At 69.7% G+C, this 15,731-nt stretch carries 14 protein-coding genes; 12 read left to right on the top strand and 2 right to left on the bottom strand.

The window, feature by feature from the left end; translation table 11 throughout:
* The first annotated feature begins 1 nt into the window (after position 1).
* Both ABC304_RS14870 and ABC304_RS14865 read left to right on the top strand, forming a co-directional pair.
* Positions 2 to 922 carry an RluA family pseudouridine synthase gene (locus ABC304_RS14870; RefSeq protein ID WP_412931788.1) on the top strand — a complete coding sequence of 307 codons (921 nt, stop codon included), beginning with the start codon at positions 2 to 4 and terminating at the stop codon, positions 920 to 922.
* A 54-nt stretch (positions 923 to 976) separates the two neighbouring features.
* Positions 977 to 1,552, top strand: a complete 576-nt coding sequence (locus tag ABC304_RS14865) for a GNAT family N-acetyltransferase (RefSeq protein ID WP_412931786.1) — start codon at positions 977 to 979, stop codon at positions 1,550 to 1,552.
* Positions 1,553 to 1,556: 4 nt separating this feature from the next.
* Here the strand turns inward: ABC304_RS14865 and ABC304_RS14860 are convergent, their stop codons facing one another.
* Positions 1,557 to 2,030, bottom strand: coding sequence for an NUDIX hydrolase (locus ABC304_RS14860; RefSeq protein WP_412931785.1), 474 nt, complete (start codon positions 2,028 to 2,030; stop codon positions 1,557 to 1,559).
* A 175-nt stretch (positions 2,031 to 2,205) separates the two neighbouring features.
* On the opposite strand from ABC304_RS14860, the gene dnaE reads away from it, so the two are divergent.
* From dnaE to ABC304_RS14835, 5 genes are all read left to right on the top strand, one after another.
* The gene (dnaE, locus tag ABC304_RS14855; RefSeq protein ID WP_412932961.1) at positions 2,206 to 5,676 is read left to right on the top strand and encodes a DNA polymerase III subunit alpha; all 3,471 of its coding nucleotides are present in this window, start codon (positions 2,206 to 2,208) and stop codon (positions 5,674 to 5,676) included.
* A 73-nt stretch (positions 5,677 to 5,749) separates the two neighbouring features.
* On the top strand, positions 5,750 to 7,060 hold the full coding sequence (locus ABC304_RS14850) for a hypothetical protein (RefSeq protein WP_412931784.1): 1,311 nt from the start codon (positions 5,750 to 5,752) through the stop codon (positions 7,058 to 7,060).
* Between the two features lie 66 nt (positions 7,061 to 7,126).
* Positions 7,127 to 8,428, top strand: coding sequence for a histidinol dehydrogenase (hisD, locus tag ABC304_RS14845; RefSeq protein ID WP_412931782.1), 1,302 nt, complete (start codon positions 7,127 to 7,129; stop codon positions 8,426 to 8,428).
* Between the two features lie 12 nt (positions 8,429 to 8,440).
* The gene (gene nrdR / locus ABC304_RS14840) at positions 8,441 to 8,965 is read left to right on the top strand and encodes a transcriptional regulator NrdR (protein ID WP_412931780.1); all 525 of its coding nucleotides are present in this window, start codon (positions 8,441 to 8,443) and stop codon (positions 8,963 to 8,965) included.
* A gap of 10 nt (positions 8,966 to 8,975) precedes the next feature.
* Positions 8,976 to 10,016: a quinone-dependent dihydroorotate dehydrogenase gene (locus tag ABC304_RS14835; protein WP_412931778.1), complete on the top strand. Its 1,041-nt coding sequence runs from the start codon at positions 8,976 to 8,978 to the stop codon at positions 10,014 to 10,016.
* Here ABC304_RS14835 and ABC304_RS14830 read toward each other — a convergent pair.
* Positions 9,991 to 10,584, bottom strand: coding sequence for a DUF3043 domain-containing protein (locus tag ABC304_RS14830; protein ID WP_412931777.1), 594 nt, complete (start codon positions 10,582 to 10,584; stop codon positions 9,991 to 9,993). The two genes, ABC304_RS14835 and ABC304_RS14830, sit on opposite strands and share 26 nt — an antisense overlap.
* A 48-nt stretch (positions 10,585 to 10,632) precedes the next feature.
* Between ABC304_RS14830 and ABC304_RS14825 the strand changes: the two genes are divergently transcribed.
* The 5 genes from ABC304_RS14825 (at position 10,633) to ctaF (ending at position 15,731) form a co-directional block, all read left to right on the top strand.
* Positions 10,633 to 12,027 (top strand): dipeptidase, encoded by a 1,395-nt coding sequence (locus ABC304_RS14825; protein WP_412931775.1) that lies wholly within the window; start codon positions 10,633 to 10,635, stop codon positions 12,025 to 12,027.
* Positions 12,028 to 12,112: 85 nt separating this feature from the next.
* Entirely contained in the window at positions 12,113 to 12,478 is a 366-nt protein-coding gene (locus tag ABC304_RS14820) for a HesB/IscA family protein (protein ID WP_412931774.1), read from the top strand.
* 158 nt (positions 12,479 to 12,636) lie between these two features.
* The gene (gene ctaC, locus ABC304_RS14815; RefSeq protein ID WP_412931772.1) at positions 12,637 to 13,533 is read left to right on the top strand and encodes an aa3-type cytochrome oxidase subunit II; all 897 of its coding nucleotides are present in this window, start codon (positions 12,637 to 12,639) and stop codon (positions 13,531 to 13,533) included.
* Positions 13,533 to 15,296: an aa3-type cytochrome oxidase subunit I gene (ctaD, locus tag ABC304_RS14810; protein WP_412931770.1), complete on the top strand. Its 1,764-nt coding sequence runs from the start codon at positions 13,533 to 13,535 to the stop codon at positions 15,294 to 15,296. Before ctaC ends, ctaD begins: the two co-directional genes overlap by 1 nt.
* On the top strand, positions 15,297 to 15,731 hold the full coding sequence (gene ctaF, locus ABC304_RS14805; RefSeq protein WP_412931768.1) for an aa3-type cytochrome oxidase subunit IV: 435 nt from the start codon (positions 15,297 to 15,299) through the stop codon (positions 15,729 to 15,731).

Raw genomic sequence — 15,731 nt, 5'->3', positions numbered from 1 at the left:
CGTGGACCGGCGCACACTCGCCGTCCCCGACGGTCTCGACGGCACGCGCGTCGATGCGGCCCTGGCCAAGATGCTCGGCTTCTCCCGCACCTTCGCGGCGGAGGTCGCGGAGGCGGGTGGCGTCCGACTGGACGGACGCGTGGTGGGCAAATCCGATCGCGTGACCGGCGGCGGCTGGCTCGACATCGAGTGGGAGGCACGCCGCCAGGCCGAGATCATCCCCCTCGCCGTCCCCGACCTCGGCATCGTCTACGAGGACGACGACATCGTCGTGGTCGACAAGCCCTCCGGTGTCGCGGCGCACCCCTCCGTCGGCTGGGAGGGTCCGACGGTCCTCGGCGCGCTGGCCGCGGGCGGCGTGCGTGTGGCCACCACCGGTGCCCCCGAACGCCAGGGCGTCGTGCATCGCCTCGATGTGGGGACCAGCGGGCTCATGGTGGTGGCGAAGACCGAGCACGCGTACACCGTCCTCAAGCGCGCCTTCAAGGAGCGCGAGGTGGAGAAGATCTACCACGCCGTCGTGCAGGGCCACCCCGATCCGCTCTCGGGCACCATCGACGCGCCCATCGGACGGCATCCGTCCTCCTCGTGGAAGTTCGCGGTGACGCCCGACGGCAAGGATTCCGTCACGCACTACGAGACGCTCGAGGCGTTCCCCGGAGCGTCGCTGCTGGAGATCCACCTCGAGACGGGCCGCACGCACCAGATCCGCGTGCACATGGCCGCCCACCGGCATCCGTGCGTGGGTGATCCGCTGTACGGGGCCGACCCGACGATGTCGGCGCGCCTCGGACTGACCCGGCAGTGGCTGCACGCGCATCGGCTGGCGTTCGCACACCCGTCCGGTGGAGAGCGCGTGGCGTTCGAGTCGCCGTATCCCGCCGACCTCGCGCACGCGCTCGAGGTGCTGCGCGGAGAATGACGACCGCGTGCGTCAGCCCTTGTCGGTGTCGGATGCCTCGGGCACAGTGATCGCATGGCCTTCGACGTGCGTCCCGCCGACGTCTTCGACGACGTCGCGACCCTGCTGAGCCCCAAGGACCGCACCAAGCAGTCATGCTGGTGCCTGTCGTACCGCCTGCCGTATCCCGAGCGGCGCGCGATGACGGGCCAGGATCAGGCGGAGTACGTGGCCGGGCTCTGTGCGCGCACACCCGCACCGGGCGTCGTGGCCTACGACGGCGAGATGCCGGTGGGATGGGCCGGCGTCGCGCCCCGCGCGGAGCTGCACGCCTTCACCCACGGGCGCGTCATCCCCACCGTCGACGACCTGCCGGTGTGGAGTGTGTGGTGCTTCAAGGTGCGGGGCGGCCACCGGAAGCAGGGGATCGCGCACGCGCTCCTGGACGGGGCGGTCGCGTTCGCACGCGAGTCGGGCGCGCCGGCGCTGGAGGGATATCCCGTCGACACCGGCGACCGGCGCGTCGACGCGATCTCGGCCTTCGTGGGCACGCGCCGCATGTTCGAAGCCGCGGGATTCACGAAGGCGGCCGACACGGATTCGACCCGCGGCGAGTTCCCCCGCGTCCTGATGCGCCTCGACCTGCGGTGAGCGGTCAGCGGCCGCCTTCGAAGTGCGCCGACTCCTCGTCGGCGACGGCGCGGGCGATCCGACGCTCCATCTCGTCACCGAGCGGAGGGAGGGCGTCGAGGTCGTACCAGCCCACCTCGGTCATCTCGCCGTCCACGGGATACGGCTCGCCGGAGACCCAGGAGCAGCGGAAGGTCAGGTCGAGGTAGTCGCTCTGGTCCCCGTTGGCGTAGGTGACGCGGGGGATCTGGTGCACCCAGACGAGCCGGTCGACGCGGATGACGACGCCCGCCTCCTCGAGGGCCTCGCGGGCTGCCGCATCGGCGGGCTCCTCACCCGGGTCGATGATGCCCGTGATCGGCGTGAGCGCACCGTCGTCGCTGCGTCGGCCGAGCAGCACCCGCCCCTCATGCAGGACGACCGCGCTGACACCCGCCAGGAACAGGGGCTCGTGGCCGATCTTCTCGCGCAGCGCCAGGACGAAGTCAGGAGTCGGCATGCCCTCACGATACGGCGCCCCGGCAACCTGCACCCTCAGGTCGAGGGTGAGGCGAGTCCGTCCCGCGACAGCACCACTCCGGTCTCCGACCGGGGTCGATGTCCGGGTCCCTTCGTAGACTCGACCCGTGGCATCCGACTCCTTCGTTCACCTCCATGTCCACAGCGAGTACTCGATGCTCGATGGGGCCGCCCGCATCCAGCCCATGGTCGCCGAGGCGGTGCGGCTCGAGATGCCGGCCATCGCCGTGACCGACCACGGGAACACGTTCGCGGCCTTCGAGTTCTACCGCGCGGCCACCGCCGCCGGCATCAAGCCGATCATCGGCATCGAGGCCTACGTCACGCCGGGAACCCACCGGTCCGACAAGGCGCGCGTCCGATGGGGCACGCCCGAGCAGTCCGGCGACGACGTGTCGGGCTCCGGCGCCTACACGCACATGACGCTCCTGTCCGAGACGACGGAGGGCATGCACAACCTCTTCCGCCTCTCCAGCCGGGCGAGCATGGAGGGCTACTACTTCAAGCCGCGCATGGATCGCGAGCTGCTGCAGAACTACTCGGGCGGCCTGATCGCCACGACCGGCTGCCCGTCGGGCGAGGTGCAGACCCGCCTGCGGCTGGGGCAGTACGACGCGGCGCGGGCCGCGGCCGCGGAGTTCCAGGACATCTTCGGCAAGGACAACTACTTCGCCGAGATCATGGATCACGGGCTGAGCATCGAGCGGCGCGTGATGGGCGACCTGCTGCGCATCTCGAAGGACCTCGGCATCCCGCTCGTCGGCACGAACGACCTGCACTACACGCACCAGCACGACGCGACCAGCCACGCGGCCCTGCTGTGCGTGCAGTCGGGGTCCACCCTCGACGACCCGAAGCGCTTCAAGTTCGACGGCGACGGGTATTACGTGAAGTCGGCGGCGGAGATGCGGCAGGTCTTCCGCGACCACCCCGAGGCCTGCGACAACACGCTGCTCATCGCGGAGCGGTGCGAGGTCGAGTTCAACACGAGCGCCAACTACATGCCGCGCTTCCCGGTGCCCGCCGGGGAGACCGAGGAGTCGTGGTTCATCAAGGAGGTCGAGAAGGGCCTCGAGTTCCGCTACCCGGACGGCATCCCCGCCGAGGTGCGGCGGCAGGCGGAGTACGAGTCGGGCGTCATCGCGCAGATGGGCTTTCCCGGCTACTTCCTCGTCGTGGCCGACTTCATCAACTGGGCGAAGGACAACGGCATCCGCGTCGGTCCCGGGCGAGGCTCGGGCGCCGGCTCGATGGCCGCGTACGCGATGCGCATCACCGACCTCGACCCGCTGCAGCACGGGCTCATCTTCGAGCGCTTCCTCAACCCAGACCGCGTCTCCATGCCCGACTTCGACGTCGACTTCGACGACCGGCGCCGCGGCGAGGTCATCCAGTACGTCACCGAGAAGTACGGCGACGAGCGCGTCGCGCAGATCGTCACGTACGGCACGATCAAGGCGAAGCAGGCCCTCAAGGACGCCGGCCGCGTGCTCGGCTTCCCGTTCAGCATGGGGGAGAAGCTCACCAAGGCGATGCCGCCCGCGGTGATGGGCAAGGACATGCCGCTGGAGGGCATGTTCGACAAGGACCACCCGCGCTTCAAGGAGGCGTCTGAGTTCCGCGCCCTCATCGAGACCGACCCCGAGGCCAAGACCGTGTTCGACACGGCCGTCGGGCTGGAGAACCTGAAGCGCCAGTGGGGTGTGCACGCCGCCGGCGTCATCATGTCCAGCGAGCCGCTGATCGACATCATCCCGATCATGCGCCGCGAGCAGGACGGGCAGATCGTCACGCAGTTCGACTACCCGTCGTGCGAGTCGCTCGGGCTCATCAAGATGGACTTCCTGGGGCTGCGCAACCTCACGATCATCAACGACGCGCTCGACAACATCTCAGCGAACCGCGGGCACCCGCTCGTGCTGGAGGAGCTTCCGCTCGACGATCGGGGCGCCTACGACCTCCTCACCCGGGGCGACTCGCTCGGGGTGTTCCAGCTCGACGGCGGCCCGCTCCGCAGCCTGATGCGCCTCATGCGCCCCGACAACTTCGAGGACATCTCGGCGCTCATCGCGCTGTACCGGCCCGGCCCCATGGGCGCGAATTCGCACATCAACTACGCGCTGCGCAAGACCGGCCAGCAGGACATCACGCCCATCCACCCCGAGCTGGGGGAGGCGCTGTCGGACATCCTCGACACGACCTACGGCCTCATCATCTACCAGGAGCAGGTGATGGCGATCGCGCAGCGCGTCGCCGGGTTCTCCCTCGGTCAGGCCGACATCATGCGTCGCGCGATGGGCAAGAAGAAGAAGTCCGAGCTCGACAAGCAGTACGCGGGGTTCGAGGGCGGCATGAAGGCCAACGGCTACTCGGAAGCGGCGATCAAGACGCTCTGGGACATCCTCGTGCCGTTCTCCGACTACGCCTTCAACAAGGCGCACTCCGCGGCGTACGGGCTCATCTCCTACTGGACGGCGTACCTCAAGGCGCACTACCCGGCCGAGTACATGGCGGCGCTCCTGACCAGCGTCGGCGACGCGAAGGACAAGCTCGCGGTCTACCTCAACGAGTGCCGGCGCATGGGCATCAAGGTGCTGCCGCCCGACGTCGGCGAGTCCATCCGCTACTTCGCCGCCGTCGGCGAAGACATCCGCTTCGGCCTCGGAGCGGTCCGCAACGTCGGCGCGAACGTGGTCGACGGCATCGTCGAGGCCCGGCAGAAGACGCCGTTCACGTCGTTCCACGACTACCTCGCGAAGGTGCCCGCGGCGGCGGCCAACAAGCGCACCGTCGAGTCGCTCATCAAGGCCGGAGCGTTCGACTCCTTCGGCGCGACGCGCCGCGCATTGCTGGAGATCCACGAGGACGCCGCGGAGGCGGCGGTCGACACGAAGCGCAAGGAGGCGACCGGGGCGATCGGCTTCGACTTCGACAGCCTCTACGACGACATCCAGGAGATCGCGCCCGCCAAGGTGCCCGACCGGCCTGAGTGGACCAAGAAGGACAAGCTGGCGTTCGAGCGCGAGATGCTCGGCCTGTACGTGTCCGACCACCCACTCGCGGGGCTCGAGGTGCCGCTCGCCAAGCACGCGTCGACCAGCATCCACGATCTCCTGGCCTCCGACGACGTCTCCGACGGCGATCAGGTGACCGTCGCCGGACTGGTCACGAGCGTGCAGCACCGGGTCGCGAAGCAGAGCGGCAACCCCTACGGCATGATCACCGTCGAGGACTTCGACGGCGAGGTCACCGTCATGTTCATGGGCAAGACCTACACGGAGTTCGCCGGGGCGCTGCAGGCGGATTCGATCCTCGTCGTCCGCGGCCGGGTCTCCCGGCGCGACGACGGCCTCAACCTGCACGCGGTGTCGGCGTTCTCGCCGGATCTGGGATCCATGGATGCCTCGGGCCCGCTCGTGCTGGTCATGCCCGAGCAGCGCGCCACCGAGTCCGTGGTCGGCGAGCTGGCCGAGGTGCTCGCCCGTCATCGCGGCGATACGGAGGTGACCCTGCGGCTGTTCAAGGGGTCGAGCGCCAAGGTGTTCGAGGTGCCGATGCCGGTGCGCGTCACAGCTGACCTCTACGGCGAGCTGAAGGGCCTGCTCGGCCCGCAGTGCCTCGGCTGATCTCATAGATGTCTCATGTCGGCTGGGTAATATGCCAACGCGAGTCGCGGCAGCGCGACCGGAGAGGAACACCGTGAGCGACCATCAGTGGAACGACGACCCGGCGCAGGCCGAGGTCGACGTGCGGGACGAGTCGGGCACGCCCGTCGACCAGGACCGCACCGCGGCCGGGGAGCACAACGCAGCGGCGACCGCGTCCGGGCCGCAGCCGCAGTACGGCGTCGGTCCGTTCTCCATTCGGGAGGTCGCCCTCGCGGGCGTGTGGCTGGTCGCGTTCGTGGCGTCCTTCTTCCCGCTGTACAGCCGATCGATCGACGGCGGCTCCGTCTGGGAGAGCGGCATCGACTGGGTGCTGCGGATCGGCGTCCCGACGGTCGCGGTCTTCCTCATCGTGCTGCGCCGCTTCTCGCCCCAGGGCATCCGCCGGGTCGGTTCGCTGGGCATCGACCAGTTCGCCTCGGTCGCCTTCTCGGTCGCGTCGGTGCTCTGGCTCGCCTCGATCTGGAACGGCTTCATCGCCCTCGCCGAGAGCGGGGTGTGGATCGGCTCGTGGGTCATCTGGGTCGAGTTCGTCTTCCTGACCGCCGGCGTGGTCCTGACGGTGATGGCTCCTGTCATCCCCGTGCTGAAGGAGGACTTCCGCGACCGCCCGGAGATCCCGGCCCACCGCAACGCGCGCCCGATCCGCGCCATCACGCCCCGGCCCACGCCGGCGCCGCGGGAGAAGGCCGCTCCGCCGGTCGCCTCCACGGCTGACGGGCACGAGAACGTGGCCGCGCCGGACGACCACACGTCGGTCTTCGATGCGGTGCACGACGACCGTGACGCCGGTCATGACGGCCCCTATCAGGCCGCTTCCCCGTACCAGGGCGGCGCCGCCCACCACCAGGACGCCCCGTTCCAGGATGGCGCGCAGCCCGGCAGCGGCTACGCCGGATACCCGCAGAGCGACCGCCAGGACAGCGTCTACGCGCAGGAGCAGGCAGACCACGACACCGGCGCACAGGTGCCGGGTTACCAACGCTCGTCTTCGTTCGCGGACGATCAGGAGACCGGCGCCTACCCGCCGCTCGCCGACGACACCATGCCCGCGCGCGGCGTAGCGGTGTCGGACGCTTCCGTCGACGACACCTGGACCCCGCAGCAGCGGCGCGGCACCTACGAGCCCGCCGAGGCCGAGCCGCAGGCGCCGTCCTACCAGGCGTTCTGGGCCCTGTCGCCGGTGGAGCGGGAGGTGCTCGACGAGCGCGGCCTGCCGATCTTCCGGGTCGGCCCGATGGCGTGGGCCCTCGTCATCGAGGACCGCGGCTCCGTCTTCGTGATCCGACATGAAGACGGTCGCGTCGGCTACCTGCACGACGTCAGCGGCGTCACCCGCGGCTGATCATCCGGCCGGTCGGGACGCCCTACAGCGGATCGGCCGGCCGGCCACGGCCGGTAGCCTGGAGGGATGCTCCGCACCATCGACCTCCGCGGTCGCGACCTAACCACGGCCGAGCTCCTCGCCACTGTCCCGCGCGCCACGGCGGCGCGGGAGGCGGCCGTGACGGCGGCCGCGGCGATCGTCCACGAGGTCGCCGAGCGCGGTGAGGATGCCCTCCGCGATCAGGCCGACCGCTTCGACGGCGTGCACGGCCACGCGATCCGCGTGCCCGCAACGCACCTCGAGGAAGCCCTGGCAGGCCTCGATCCGCTGGTGCGCGAGGCGCTCGACGAGGCGATCACCCGCGTGCGCGCGGCATCGGCGGCGCAGATCCCCCCGGAGCGCACGACGGAGCTGGCTCCCGGGGCCCGCGTCGTGCAGCGCTGGCAGCCCGTGCGCCGCGTCGGCGTCTACGTGCCCGGCGGCAAGGCCGTCTACCCCTCGAGCGTCGTGATGAACGTCGTCCCCGCGCAGGTCGCGGGCGTGTCGGAGGTCGCCCTCGCCTCGCCGCCCCAGACCGACCAGGGTGGCCGGGTGCACCCCGTGATCCTCGCTGCGGCGCACCTGCTCGGCGTGACGGAGGTCTACGCCATGGGCGGCGCCGGCGCGGTCGGGGCCTTCGCCCACGGCGTGCCCGCCCTCGACCTCGAGCCGGTCGACGTCGTCACCGGTCCCGGCAACAACTTCGTCGCTGCCGCCAAGCGCGCCGTGGCCGGGCTCGTCGGCACGGACTCCGAGGCCGGCGCCACCGAGATCCTCATCGTCGCCGACGACTCGGCCGACGCCCGCCTCGTGGCGGCCGACCTCATCAGCCAGGCGGAGCACGACGAGCAGGCCGCCGCCGTCCTCGTGACCACGAGCGAGCGTCTCGCCGGCGACGTCGCACGGGAGCTCGCCGAGCGCGCACCGCGCACCCGGCACAGCGCACGCGTCGGGGTCGCGCTCTCCGGACCGCAGTCCGCGGTGATCCTCGTCGACGACGTCGCCGCCGCGACCGCCGTGAGCAACGCCTACGCCCCCGAGCACCTCGAGCTGCACCTCGCCGAACCACGCCCGGAGGACTTCGTCCACGCCGGTGCCGTCTTCGTGGGGGAGTCCTCGCCGGTCAGCCTGGGCGACTACCTCGCCGGAAGCAATCACGTCCTCCCCACCGGAGGGCAGGCGCGCTACGCCGCCGGCCTGTCCGCCAGCACCTTCCTCCGCCCCCAGCAGGTCATCGACTACGACCGCGCAGCGCTGGCGGAGGTGCGCGAGCGGATCGTCGCCCTCGCCGACGCCGAGGCCCTGCCCGCGCACGGCGAAGCCGTCGAGGCGCGCTTCGAGGCGTAGTCTTTCCCTGCCATGCACTGCCCGTTCTGCCGCCATCCGGATTCCCGCGTCATCGATTCCCGTACCAGCGACGACGGGCTCAGCATCCGTCGTCGTCGGCAGTGCCCCGAGTGCGGGGGCCGGTTCTCCACCATCGAGACCGCGAGCCTGAACATCATCAAGCGGTCCGGCGTCATCGAGCCCTTCAGCCGGGAGAAGGTCATGTCCGGTGTCCGGAAGGCCTGCCAGGGTCGTCCCGTGACCGACGCCGACCTCGCCGTGCTCGCGCAGAAGGTGGAGGAGGCCGTCCGGCAGACGGGCGCCTCGCAGATCGAGACCAACGAGATCGGCCTGGCCATCCTCGGTCCTCTCCGCGAGCTCGACGAGGTCGCGTATCTCCGCTTCGCGAGCGTCTACCAGGCATTCGACTCGCTGGAAGACTTCGAGAGCGCCATCGGCCAGCTGCGCGCCGACCATCACGCCGGCGGTCCGCGGGCCTCCCGCACCGACGACGAGGCGCCCGCCGCCGAGACGTTCGACGCCTCCCCGTCCCGGTAATCTGGCGGGGATGTATCCCCTCCTCTTCCGCACCGTCCTCGCGCGCCTCGACCCCGAGACCGCCCATCACGCGGCGGTGATCGTCATCCGCGCGCTCGGCGTGCCGCCCCTGTCCTGGATCGCCCGCGCCGTCACCTCTCCGGCGCTGTCGCTGCGCACCGAGGCTCTGGGTCTCGTCTTCGACTCGCCGTTCGGCGTGGCCGCGGGGTTCGACAAGGACGTCACGGCCGTGCGCGGCCTCGACGCTCTGGGCTTCGGTCATGTGGAGGTGGGCACCATCACCGCCGTGCCGCAGGAGGGCAACCCGCGCCCTCGCCTGTTCCGCCTCATCCCCGACCGCGCTGTCATCAACCGGATGGGCTTCAACAACGGGGGAGCGGAGGCCGCCCACGGTCGCCTCGCCCGCCTGCGACGCCGGCCTCGACGCGCGATCGTCGGCGTAAACATCGGCAAGAGCCGTGTGGTCGACGTCGCCGACGCGACCGCGGACTACCTGCGCAGCGCCGCGCTGCTCGCGCCACTCGCGGACTACCTCGTGGTCAACGTGTCCTCCCCGAACACCCCGGGACTTCGCGGCCTGCAGGCGGTGCAGACCCTGCGTCCTCTGCTGGAGGCGGTGCGGGATGCCGCGGGCCGCACGCCGCTGCTGGTGAAGATCGCCCCTGATCTGCCCGACGACGAGGTCGAGGAGATCGCCCGACTCGCCGTCGAGGTGGGGCTCGCCGGCCTCGTGGCGACCAACACGACGCTGTCGCGCACCGGCCTGCGCACCGATGCGTCGGTGGTGGAGGCCGCCGGCGCGGGGGGACTGTCGGGAGCGCCGCTGCGCGCTCGCGCGCTCGAGGTGCTGCGGCTGGTGCGCGGCGTCGTGCCGGCGGAGTTCTGCGTCATCTCGGTCGGCGGTGTGGACACGGCCGACGACGTCCGCGAGCGGCTCGCCGCGGGCGCCGACCTCGTCCAGGGCTACACGGCGTTCCTCTACCGCGGTCCGCTGTGGGCGCGGCAGATCAACCGCGGCCTGGCCGTCAGGCGGGGCGACCGCCGCGCTTGACCTGCGGCTTCGGCAGGCGCATGAAGCGCATCTGGATGGTGCGCATCGCGGCATACCATCCGAGGCCCCGCTCGGTGCGCTCTTCGCCGAACTTCGCCCGTGCGGCGCGCTTGGCACGGATCGACGTGATGATCATGTCGCCGATGACGAACAGGATGAAGATCCACAGCACGATGAAGGCGTAGTACTGCACCGGCGGGTACGGGATGAACGTCGCGACGATCACGAGCACCATCGCCGGCATGACCGCCTCGCCGAGGTGCCAGCCGGAATCGACCAGGTCGCGGATGAACCGGCGCTGCGGACCCTTGTCGCGCACGGGGAGGAACTTGTCATCGCCGGCCGCCATGCCCAGACGGGCCTTCTCGCGCTGCGCCGCCATCTCGGAGCGTGCGCGGGCCTTCGCCTCCTTGGTGTCGGCGACGAGCGGGCGACGGCGGGCCGCCTCTTGCTCCGCGCGGCTCGGCGTCGCACGACCCTTTCCCGATCCGCCGACGGCGACGCCGTTCAGGGCGGTGCCCTCCGAGGGGGCGTCGCTGGGCGCGGGGGCTGCGGGGGTCTTGGCCACGGTTCTCATCCTCGGGAGTGCGGAAGGGGGTCTCCTAAGATTACCCGCATGAGCTCCGACCTGTCCCGAACCGAATCCGTGCGGGATGCCGCCACCTCCGGCATCCCCGCAGCACTCGCCGATCTCGGGGCGCTGGTGAGGATCCCCTCCATCGCGTGGCCCTCCTTCGACCAGACGCAGCTGGGCCGCAGCGCCGAGGCGATCGCGGCCCTCGTGCGCGACACCGGCGTCTTCGAGAGCGTCGAGATCAAGACCGCCGCGATCCCCGGCACCGACGAGCAGGGGCAGCCCGCGATCCTCGCGACCCGGGCCGCGCGCAACGGCCGCCCGACCGTGCTGCTCTACGCACACCACGACGTGCAGCCCCCCGGAGACGAGTCGCTGTGGGACACGCCGCCCTTCGAGCCCACCGTCCGCGACGGCCGGCTGTACGGCCGCGGCGCCGCAGACGACAAGGCGGGCGTCATGGCGCACGTCGCCGCCGTGCGTGCGCTGCGCGAGGCGCTCGGCGACGACTTCGACCTGGGTGTCGCACTCTTCATCGAGGGCGAGGAGGAGTACGGCTCGCGCTCCTTCGCCGCATTCCTCGCGGACAACGCCGACGCGTTGCGCTCCGACGTGATCGTCGTCGCCGACTCGGGCAACTGGGATTCGCGCACGCCGGCGGTGACCGTCTCGCTCCGCGGCAACGCGCGCTTCACGCTCACCGTGCGCACGCTCGACCACGCCTCGCACTCCGGCATGTTCGGCGGTGCCGTGCCCGATGCGATGCTCGCGACGATCCGTCTGCTCGACAGCCTCTGGAACGAGGACGGCTCTGTCGCCGTCGCCGGCATGACGGAGCGGGATGCCGCGACTCCCGAGTACACGGAGGCCACGCTCCGTGAGGAGGCCGGCCTCCCGGAGGGTGTGCAGCCGATCGGCGGCGGCAGCATCCTGAGCCGTATCTGGAACAAGCCGGCGATCACGGTGATCGGCATCGACGCGACGACGGTGGCCGCAGCATCCAACACCCTCGCGCCGAGCATGTCCGTGGTCGTCAGCGCCCGCGTCGCCCCGGGGCAGAGCGCCCGCGAGGCGTACGAGGCCATGGAGACGCACCTGCGCGCCCACGCCCCGTTCGGCGCGCAGCTCGAGTTCAGCGACCTCGACCTCGGCGACGGCTTCCTCGTCGACACCTCCGGCTGGGCGGTGTCCGCCGTCCGCGACGCCCTGCACGCCGGCTACGGCGTGGAGCCCGTGGACATCGGCGTGGGCGGGTCCATCCCGTTCATCTCCGATCTCGTCCGGGAGTTCCCGGGGGCGCAGATCCTCGTCACCGGGGTGGAGGACCCGCACTCCCGCGCGCACAGTCCCAACGAGTCGCTGCACCTCGACACGTTCCGCGCGGCGGTCGTCTCCGAGGCGCTGCTGCTGGCCGACCTCGACGCGCGCACGCTCTGAGCCATTCGGGGCCGCCCGGGCGACCGGGGCGTAGAATCGTGACGACGGCACCGCCGTCCGCACCAGGATCCTCGCAAGGAGAGCCATGACCGACACCGCACTGTCGACCGACCAGACCGCGCGCGCACACGGCGTGCTGCTCAGTGATGCCGCCGCCGGCAAGGTGAAGAGCCTGCTCGGCCAGGAGGGTCGCGACGACCTCCGCCTGCGCGTCGCCGTGCAGCCGGGCGGTTGCTCGGGCCTGATCTACCAGCTGTACTTCGACGAGCGCTTCCTCGACGGCGACGTCGCCGTGGACTTCGACGGTGTCGAGGTCGTCGTCGACGAGATGAGCGTGCCGTACCTCGACGGCGCCACCATCGACTTCAAGGACACGATCTCGGAGCAGGGCTTCACGATCGACAACCCGAACGCCGCGGGCAGCTGCGCCTGCGGCGACAGCTTCCACTGATCCACGTGGATCGCCGGCCGGGTCGCGCGTCCTGAGGGGCGGGCGCACCCGGCCGTTTCCGTCTCGACGTCGAGAGTCCGGCTGGGCGCTTGGCCTGAATACACTGAGCGCTTGCCGTAGACTTGCGGGCGTCTCTCTCACCTCCGGAAAGGTGCACTGTGCCGTCGAAACGCCGCATCCGCTGGGCTGTTCTCCCCGTCGGGATCGCAACGGCCGTCGTCCTCGCCGGGTGCACCCCGACGGAGCTCAACGGCTTCCTGCCGGGCTTCCAGGAAGACGGATCCCAGGCCACGAACCACACAGCGATGGTGTCGGGTCTGTGGGTCAACTCCTGGATCGTCCTGCTCGCCGTCGGCGTGATCACGTGGGGACTCATCCTCTTCGCCGCGTTCGCGTACCGTCGCCGCAAGGGCCAGTCCGGGCTCCCCGTGCAGCTGCGCTACAACATGCCGATCGAGATCTTCTACACGATCGTGCCGCTCATCCTCGTCATCGGATTCTTCGCGTTCACCGCGCGTGACCAGACGATCCTCGAGACGCAGACCGAGAACCCCGACGTGTCGATCACGGCCATCGGCAAGCAGTGGGCCTGGGACTTCCAGTACAACGGCGAAGACGCCGACAACGAGGACGCCGTGTGGACCATGGGCGTCCAGGCCGTCCCGACCGCCAACGGCGACGTCGACCAGGCGGCCCTGCCGACCCTGTACCTCCCCGTCAACAAGACGGTGAAGATCAACCTCCAGTCGCGCGACGTGATCCACTCGTTCTGGATCATCGACTTCCTGTACAAGAAGGACATGTACATCGGGCGCGAGAACTACTGGTCCTTCACCCCGACCCGCGAGGGCACGTACGCCGGCAAGTGCGCCGAGCTCTGCGGCGAGTTCCACTCGGCGATGCTCTTCAACGTGAAGGTCGTCAGCGAGTCCGAGTACGACGACTACCTGGCGTCCCTCCGCGCCGCAGGCAACACCGGAGACATCTCACAGGCCTACGACCGGCTGGGCAACCTGCCCGGCACCGGGGCCACGACCAGCGAAGAAGGTGAGTGATGGCGACGACGCTTCCGCTTCAGGAGAAGTCCTCCGGCCGTCCGTTGACACTGCCCCCTCGTCAGGCGGCGCTGCTGACCTCGACGCGGGTCGAGGACAAGGGAAACCTGATCGTCAAGTGGATCACCTCCACTGACCACAAGACCATCGGCTACATGTACCTGATCGCCTCGGTGGTCTTCTTCATGCTCGGTGGCGTCATGGCGCTGATCATCCGTGCCGAGCTCTTCGAGCCCGGCATGCAGGTCGTGCCCACCAAGGAGCAGTACAACCAGCTGTTCACGATGCACGGCACGATCATGCTGCTGATGTTCGCGACGCCGCTGTTCGCCGGCTTCGCCAACGTGATCATGCCGCTGCAGATCGGTGCGCCCGACGTCGCGTTCCCGCGCCTCAACGCGTTCGCCTTCTGGCTGTTCCTCTTCGGCTCCACCATCGCCGTGTCCGGCTTCCTCACCCCGCAGGGCGCGGCCGCGTTCGGCTGGTTCGCGTATCAGCCGCTGGCGGGGGCGAGCTTCTCACCGGGCGCGGGTGGAAACCTGTGGATGCTGGGCCTCGGCATGAGCGGATTCGGCACCATCCTCGGCGCCGTGAACTTCATCACCACGATCATCACCATGCGTGCCCCCGGCATGACGATGTGGCGCATGCCGATCTTCACGTGGAACACGCTCATCACCAGCATCCTCGTGCTGATGGCCTTCCCGGTGCTGGCCGCCGCCATCCTGGCCGCCGCGGCCGACCGCGTGCTCGGCGCCCACATCTACGACCCGGCGAACGGCGGCGTGCTGCTCTGGCAGCACCTGTTCTGGTTCTTCGGCCACCCCGAGGTCTACATCATCGCCCTGCCGTTCTTCGGCATCGTGTCGGAGATCTTCCCGGTGTTCAGCCGCAAGCCGATCTTCGGATACAAGACGCTCGTCTATGCCACCATCGCGATCGCCGCCCTGTCGGTCGCCGTGTGGGCGCACCACATGTACGTGACCGGCGCCGTGCTGCTGCCGTTCTTCGCGCTCATGACGATGCTCATCGCCGTTCCGACCGGTGTGAAGATCTTCAACTGGGTCGGCACCATGTGGCGCGGCTCCGTGACGTTCGAGACGCCGATGGTCTGGTCGATCGGCTTCCTCATCACCTTCGTGTTCGGTGGCCTGACGGGCATCATCCTCGCCTCGCCGCCGCTGGACTTCCACCTGTCCGACTCGTATTTCGTCGTGGCCCACTTCCACTACGTGGTGTTCGGCACGGTCGTGTTCGCGATGTTCGCCGGCTTCTACTTCTGGTGGCCGAAGTTCACCGGACGCATGCTCAATGAGCGTCTCGGAATGGTGCACTTCTGGATGCTGTTCATCGGCTTCCACATGACCTTCCTCGTGCAGCACTGGCTGGGCGTCGACGGCATGGTGCGTCGCTACGCGGACTACTCCGCGGCCGACGGCTTCACCTGGCAGAACCAGCTGTCGACGATCGGCTCCATCATCCTGGGCGCGTCGATGATCCCGTTCCTGTTCAACGTCTGGGTGACCGCCCGCAAGGCGCCCAAGGTGACGGTCAACGACCCGTGGGGCTACGGCGCGTCGCTCGAGTGGGCCACGTCCTGCCCGCCGCCGCGTCACAACTTCACGTCGATCCCGCGCATCCGCAGCGAGCGGCCCGCATTCGACCTGAACCACCCCGAGGCCGGCGTGCCGGTCGGCGTGGGACCGGCGAAGGACGCTCCCGACGCCCCGGTGGCCGACCTCGCCGAAGGAAAGGTGAAGTAAGTGCGCACCAATGTGGCTCTCTGGTGGCTGCTCACCGGGTTCTTCTTCCTGGTCTTCGTCGCCTACACGGTGTGGAACATCGTGGCGCACCCGCAGCCGGAGTGGTGGCACGGCATCGAGTGGGTCGGCAGCGTGGCGCTGCTGTTCACGGCCCTCATGGGCTCGCTCATCGCCTTCTACGTGCAGCGCGTCCACGCCGCGCAGGGCGGCGAGCTCCCGGCCGACATCCTGACCGCCGACATCGATGACGGCGACCCCGAGCTGGGCGAGTTCAGCCCCTGGTCGTGGTGGCCTATCATCCTCGCCTTCTCGGCGGCCATCGGCATGATCGGGCTGGCCGTCGGTACGTGGATGTTCCCGATCGGCCTCGGCATCTTCGCCGTCGCCATCGTCGGCTGGGTCTACGAGTACTACCGCGGATACTTCGCGCGCTGA

It is taken from the genome of Microbacterium jepli (assembly GCF_047237905.1).
Classification (GTDB): Bacteria; Actinomycetota; Actinomycetes; order Actinomycetales; family Microbacteriaceae; genus Microbacterium.
This window is presented reverse-complemented; position numbering and strand designations above follow the sequence as displayed.

Coding starts and splice junctions, on each gene's coding strand:
- ABC304_RS14835 (WP_412931778.1), top strand. CDS start 8,976: ATGTATCCCCTCCTCTTCCGCACCGTCCTCGCGCGCCTCGACCCCGAG.
- ABC304_RS14865 (WP_412931786.1), top strand. CDS start 977: ATGGCCTTCGACGTGCGTCCCGCCGACGTCTTCGACGACGTCGCGACC.
- ABC304_RS14825 (WP_412931775.1), top strand. CDS start 10,633: ATGAGCTCCGACCTGTCCCGAACCGAATCCGTGCGGGATGCCGCCACC.
- ctaD (WP_412931770.1), top strand. CDS start 13,533: ATGGCGACGACGCTTCCGCTTCAGGAGAAGTCCTCCGGCCGTCCGTTG.
- hisD (WP_412931782.1), top strand. CDS start 7,127: ATGCTCCGCACCATCGACCTCCGCGGTCGCGACCTAACCACGGCCGAG.
- nrdR (WP_412931780.1), top strand. CDS start 8,441: ATGCACTGCCCGTTCTGCCGCCATCCGGATTCCCGCGTCATCGATTCC.
- ABC304_RS14820 (WP_412931774.1), top strand. CDS start 12,113: ATGACCGACACCGCACTGTCGACCGACCAGACCGCGCGCGCACACGGC.
- ABC304_RS14860 (WP_412931785.1), bottom strand. CDS start 2,030: ATGCCGACTCCTGACTTCGTCCTGGCGCTGCGCGAGAAGATCGGCCAC.
- dnaE (WP_412932961.1), top strand. CDS start 2,206: ATGCTCGATGGGGCCGCCCGCATCCAGCCCATGGTCGCCGAGGCGGTG.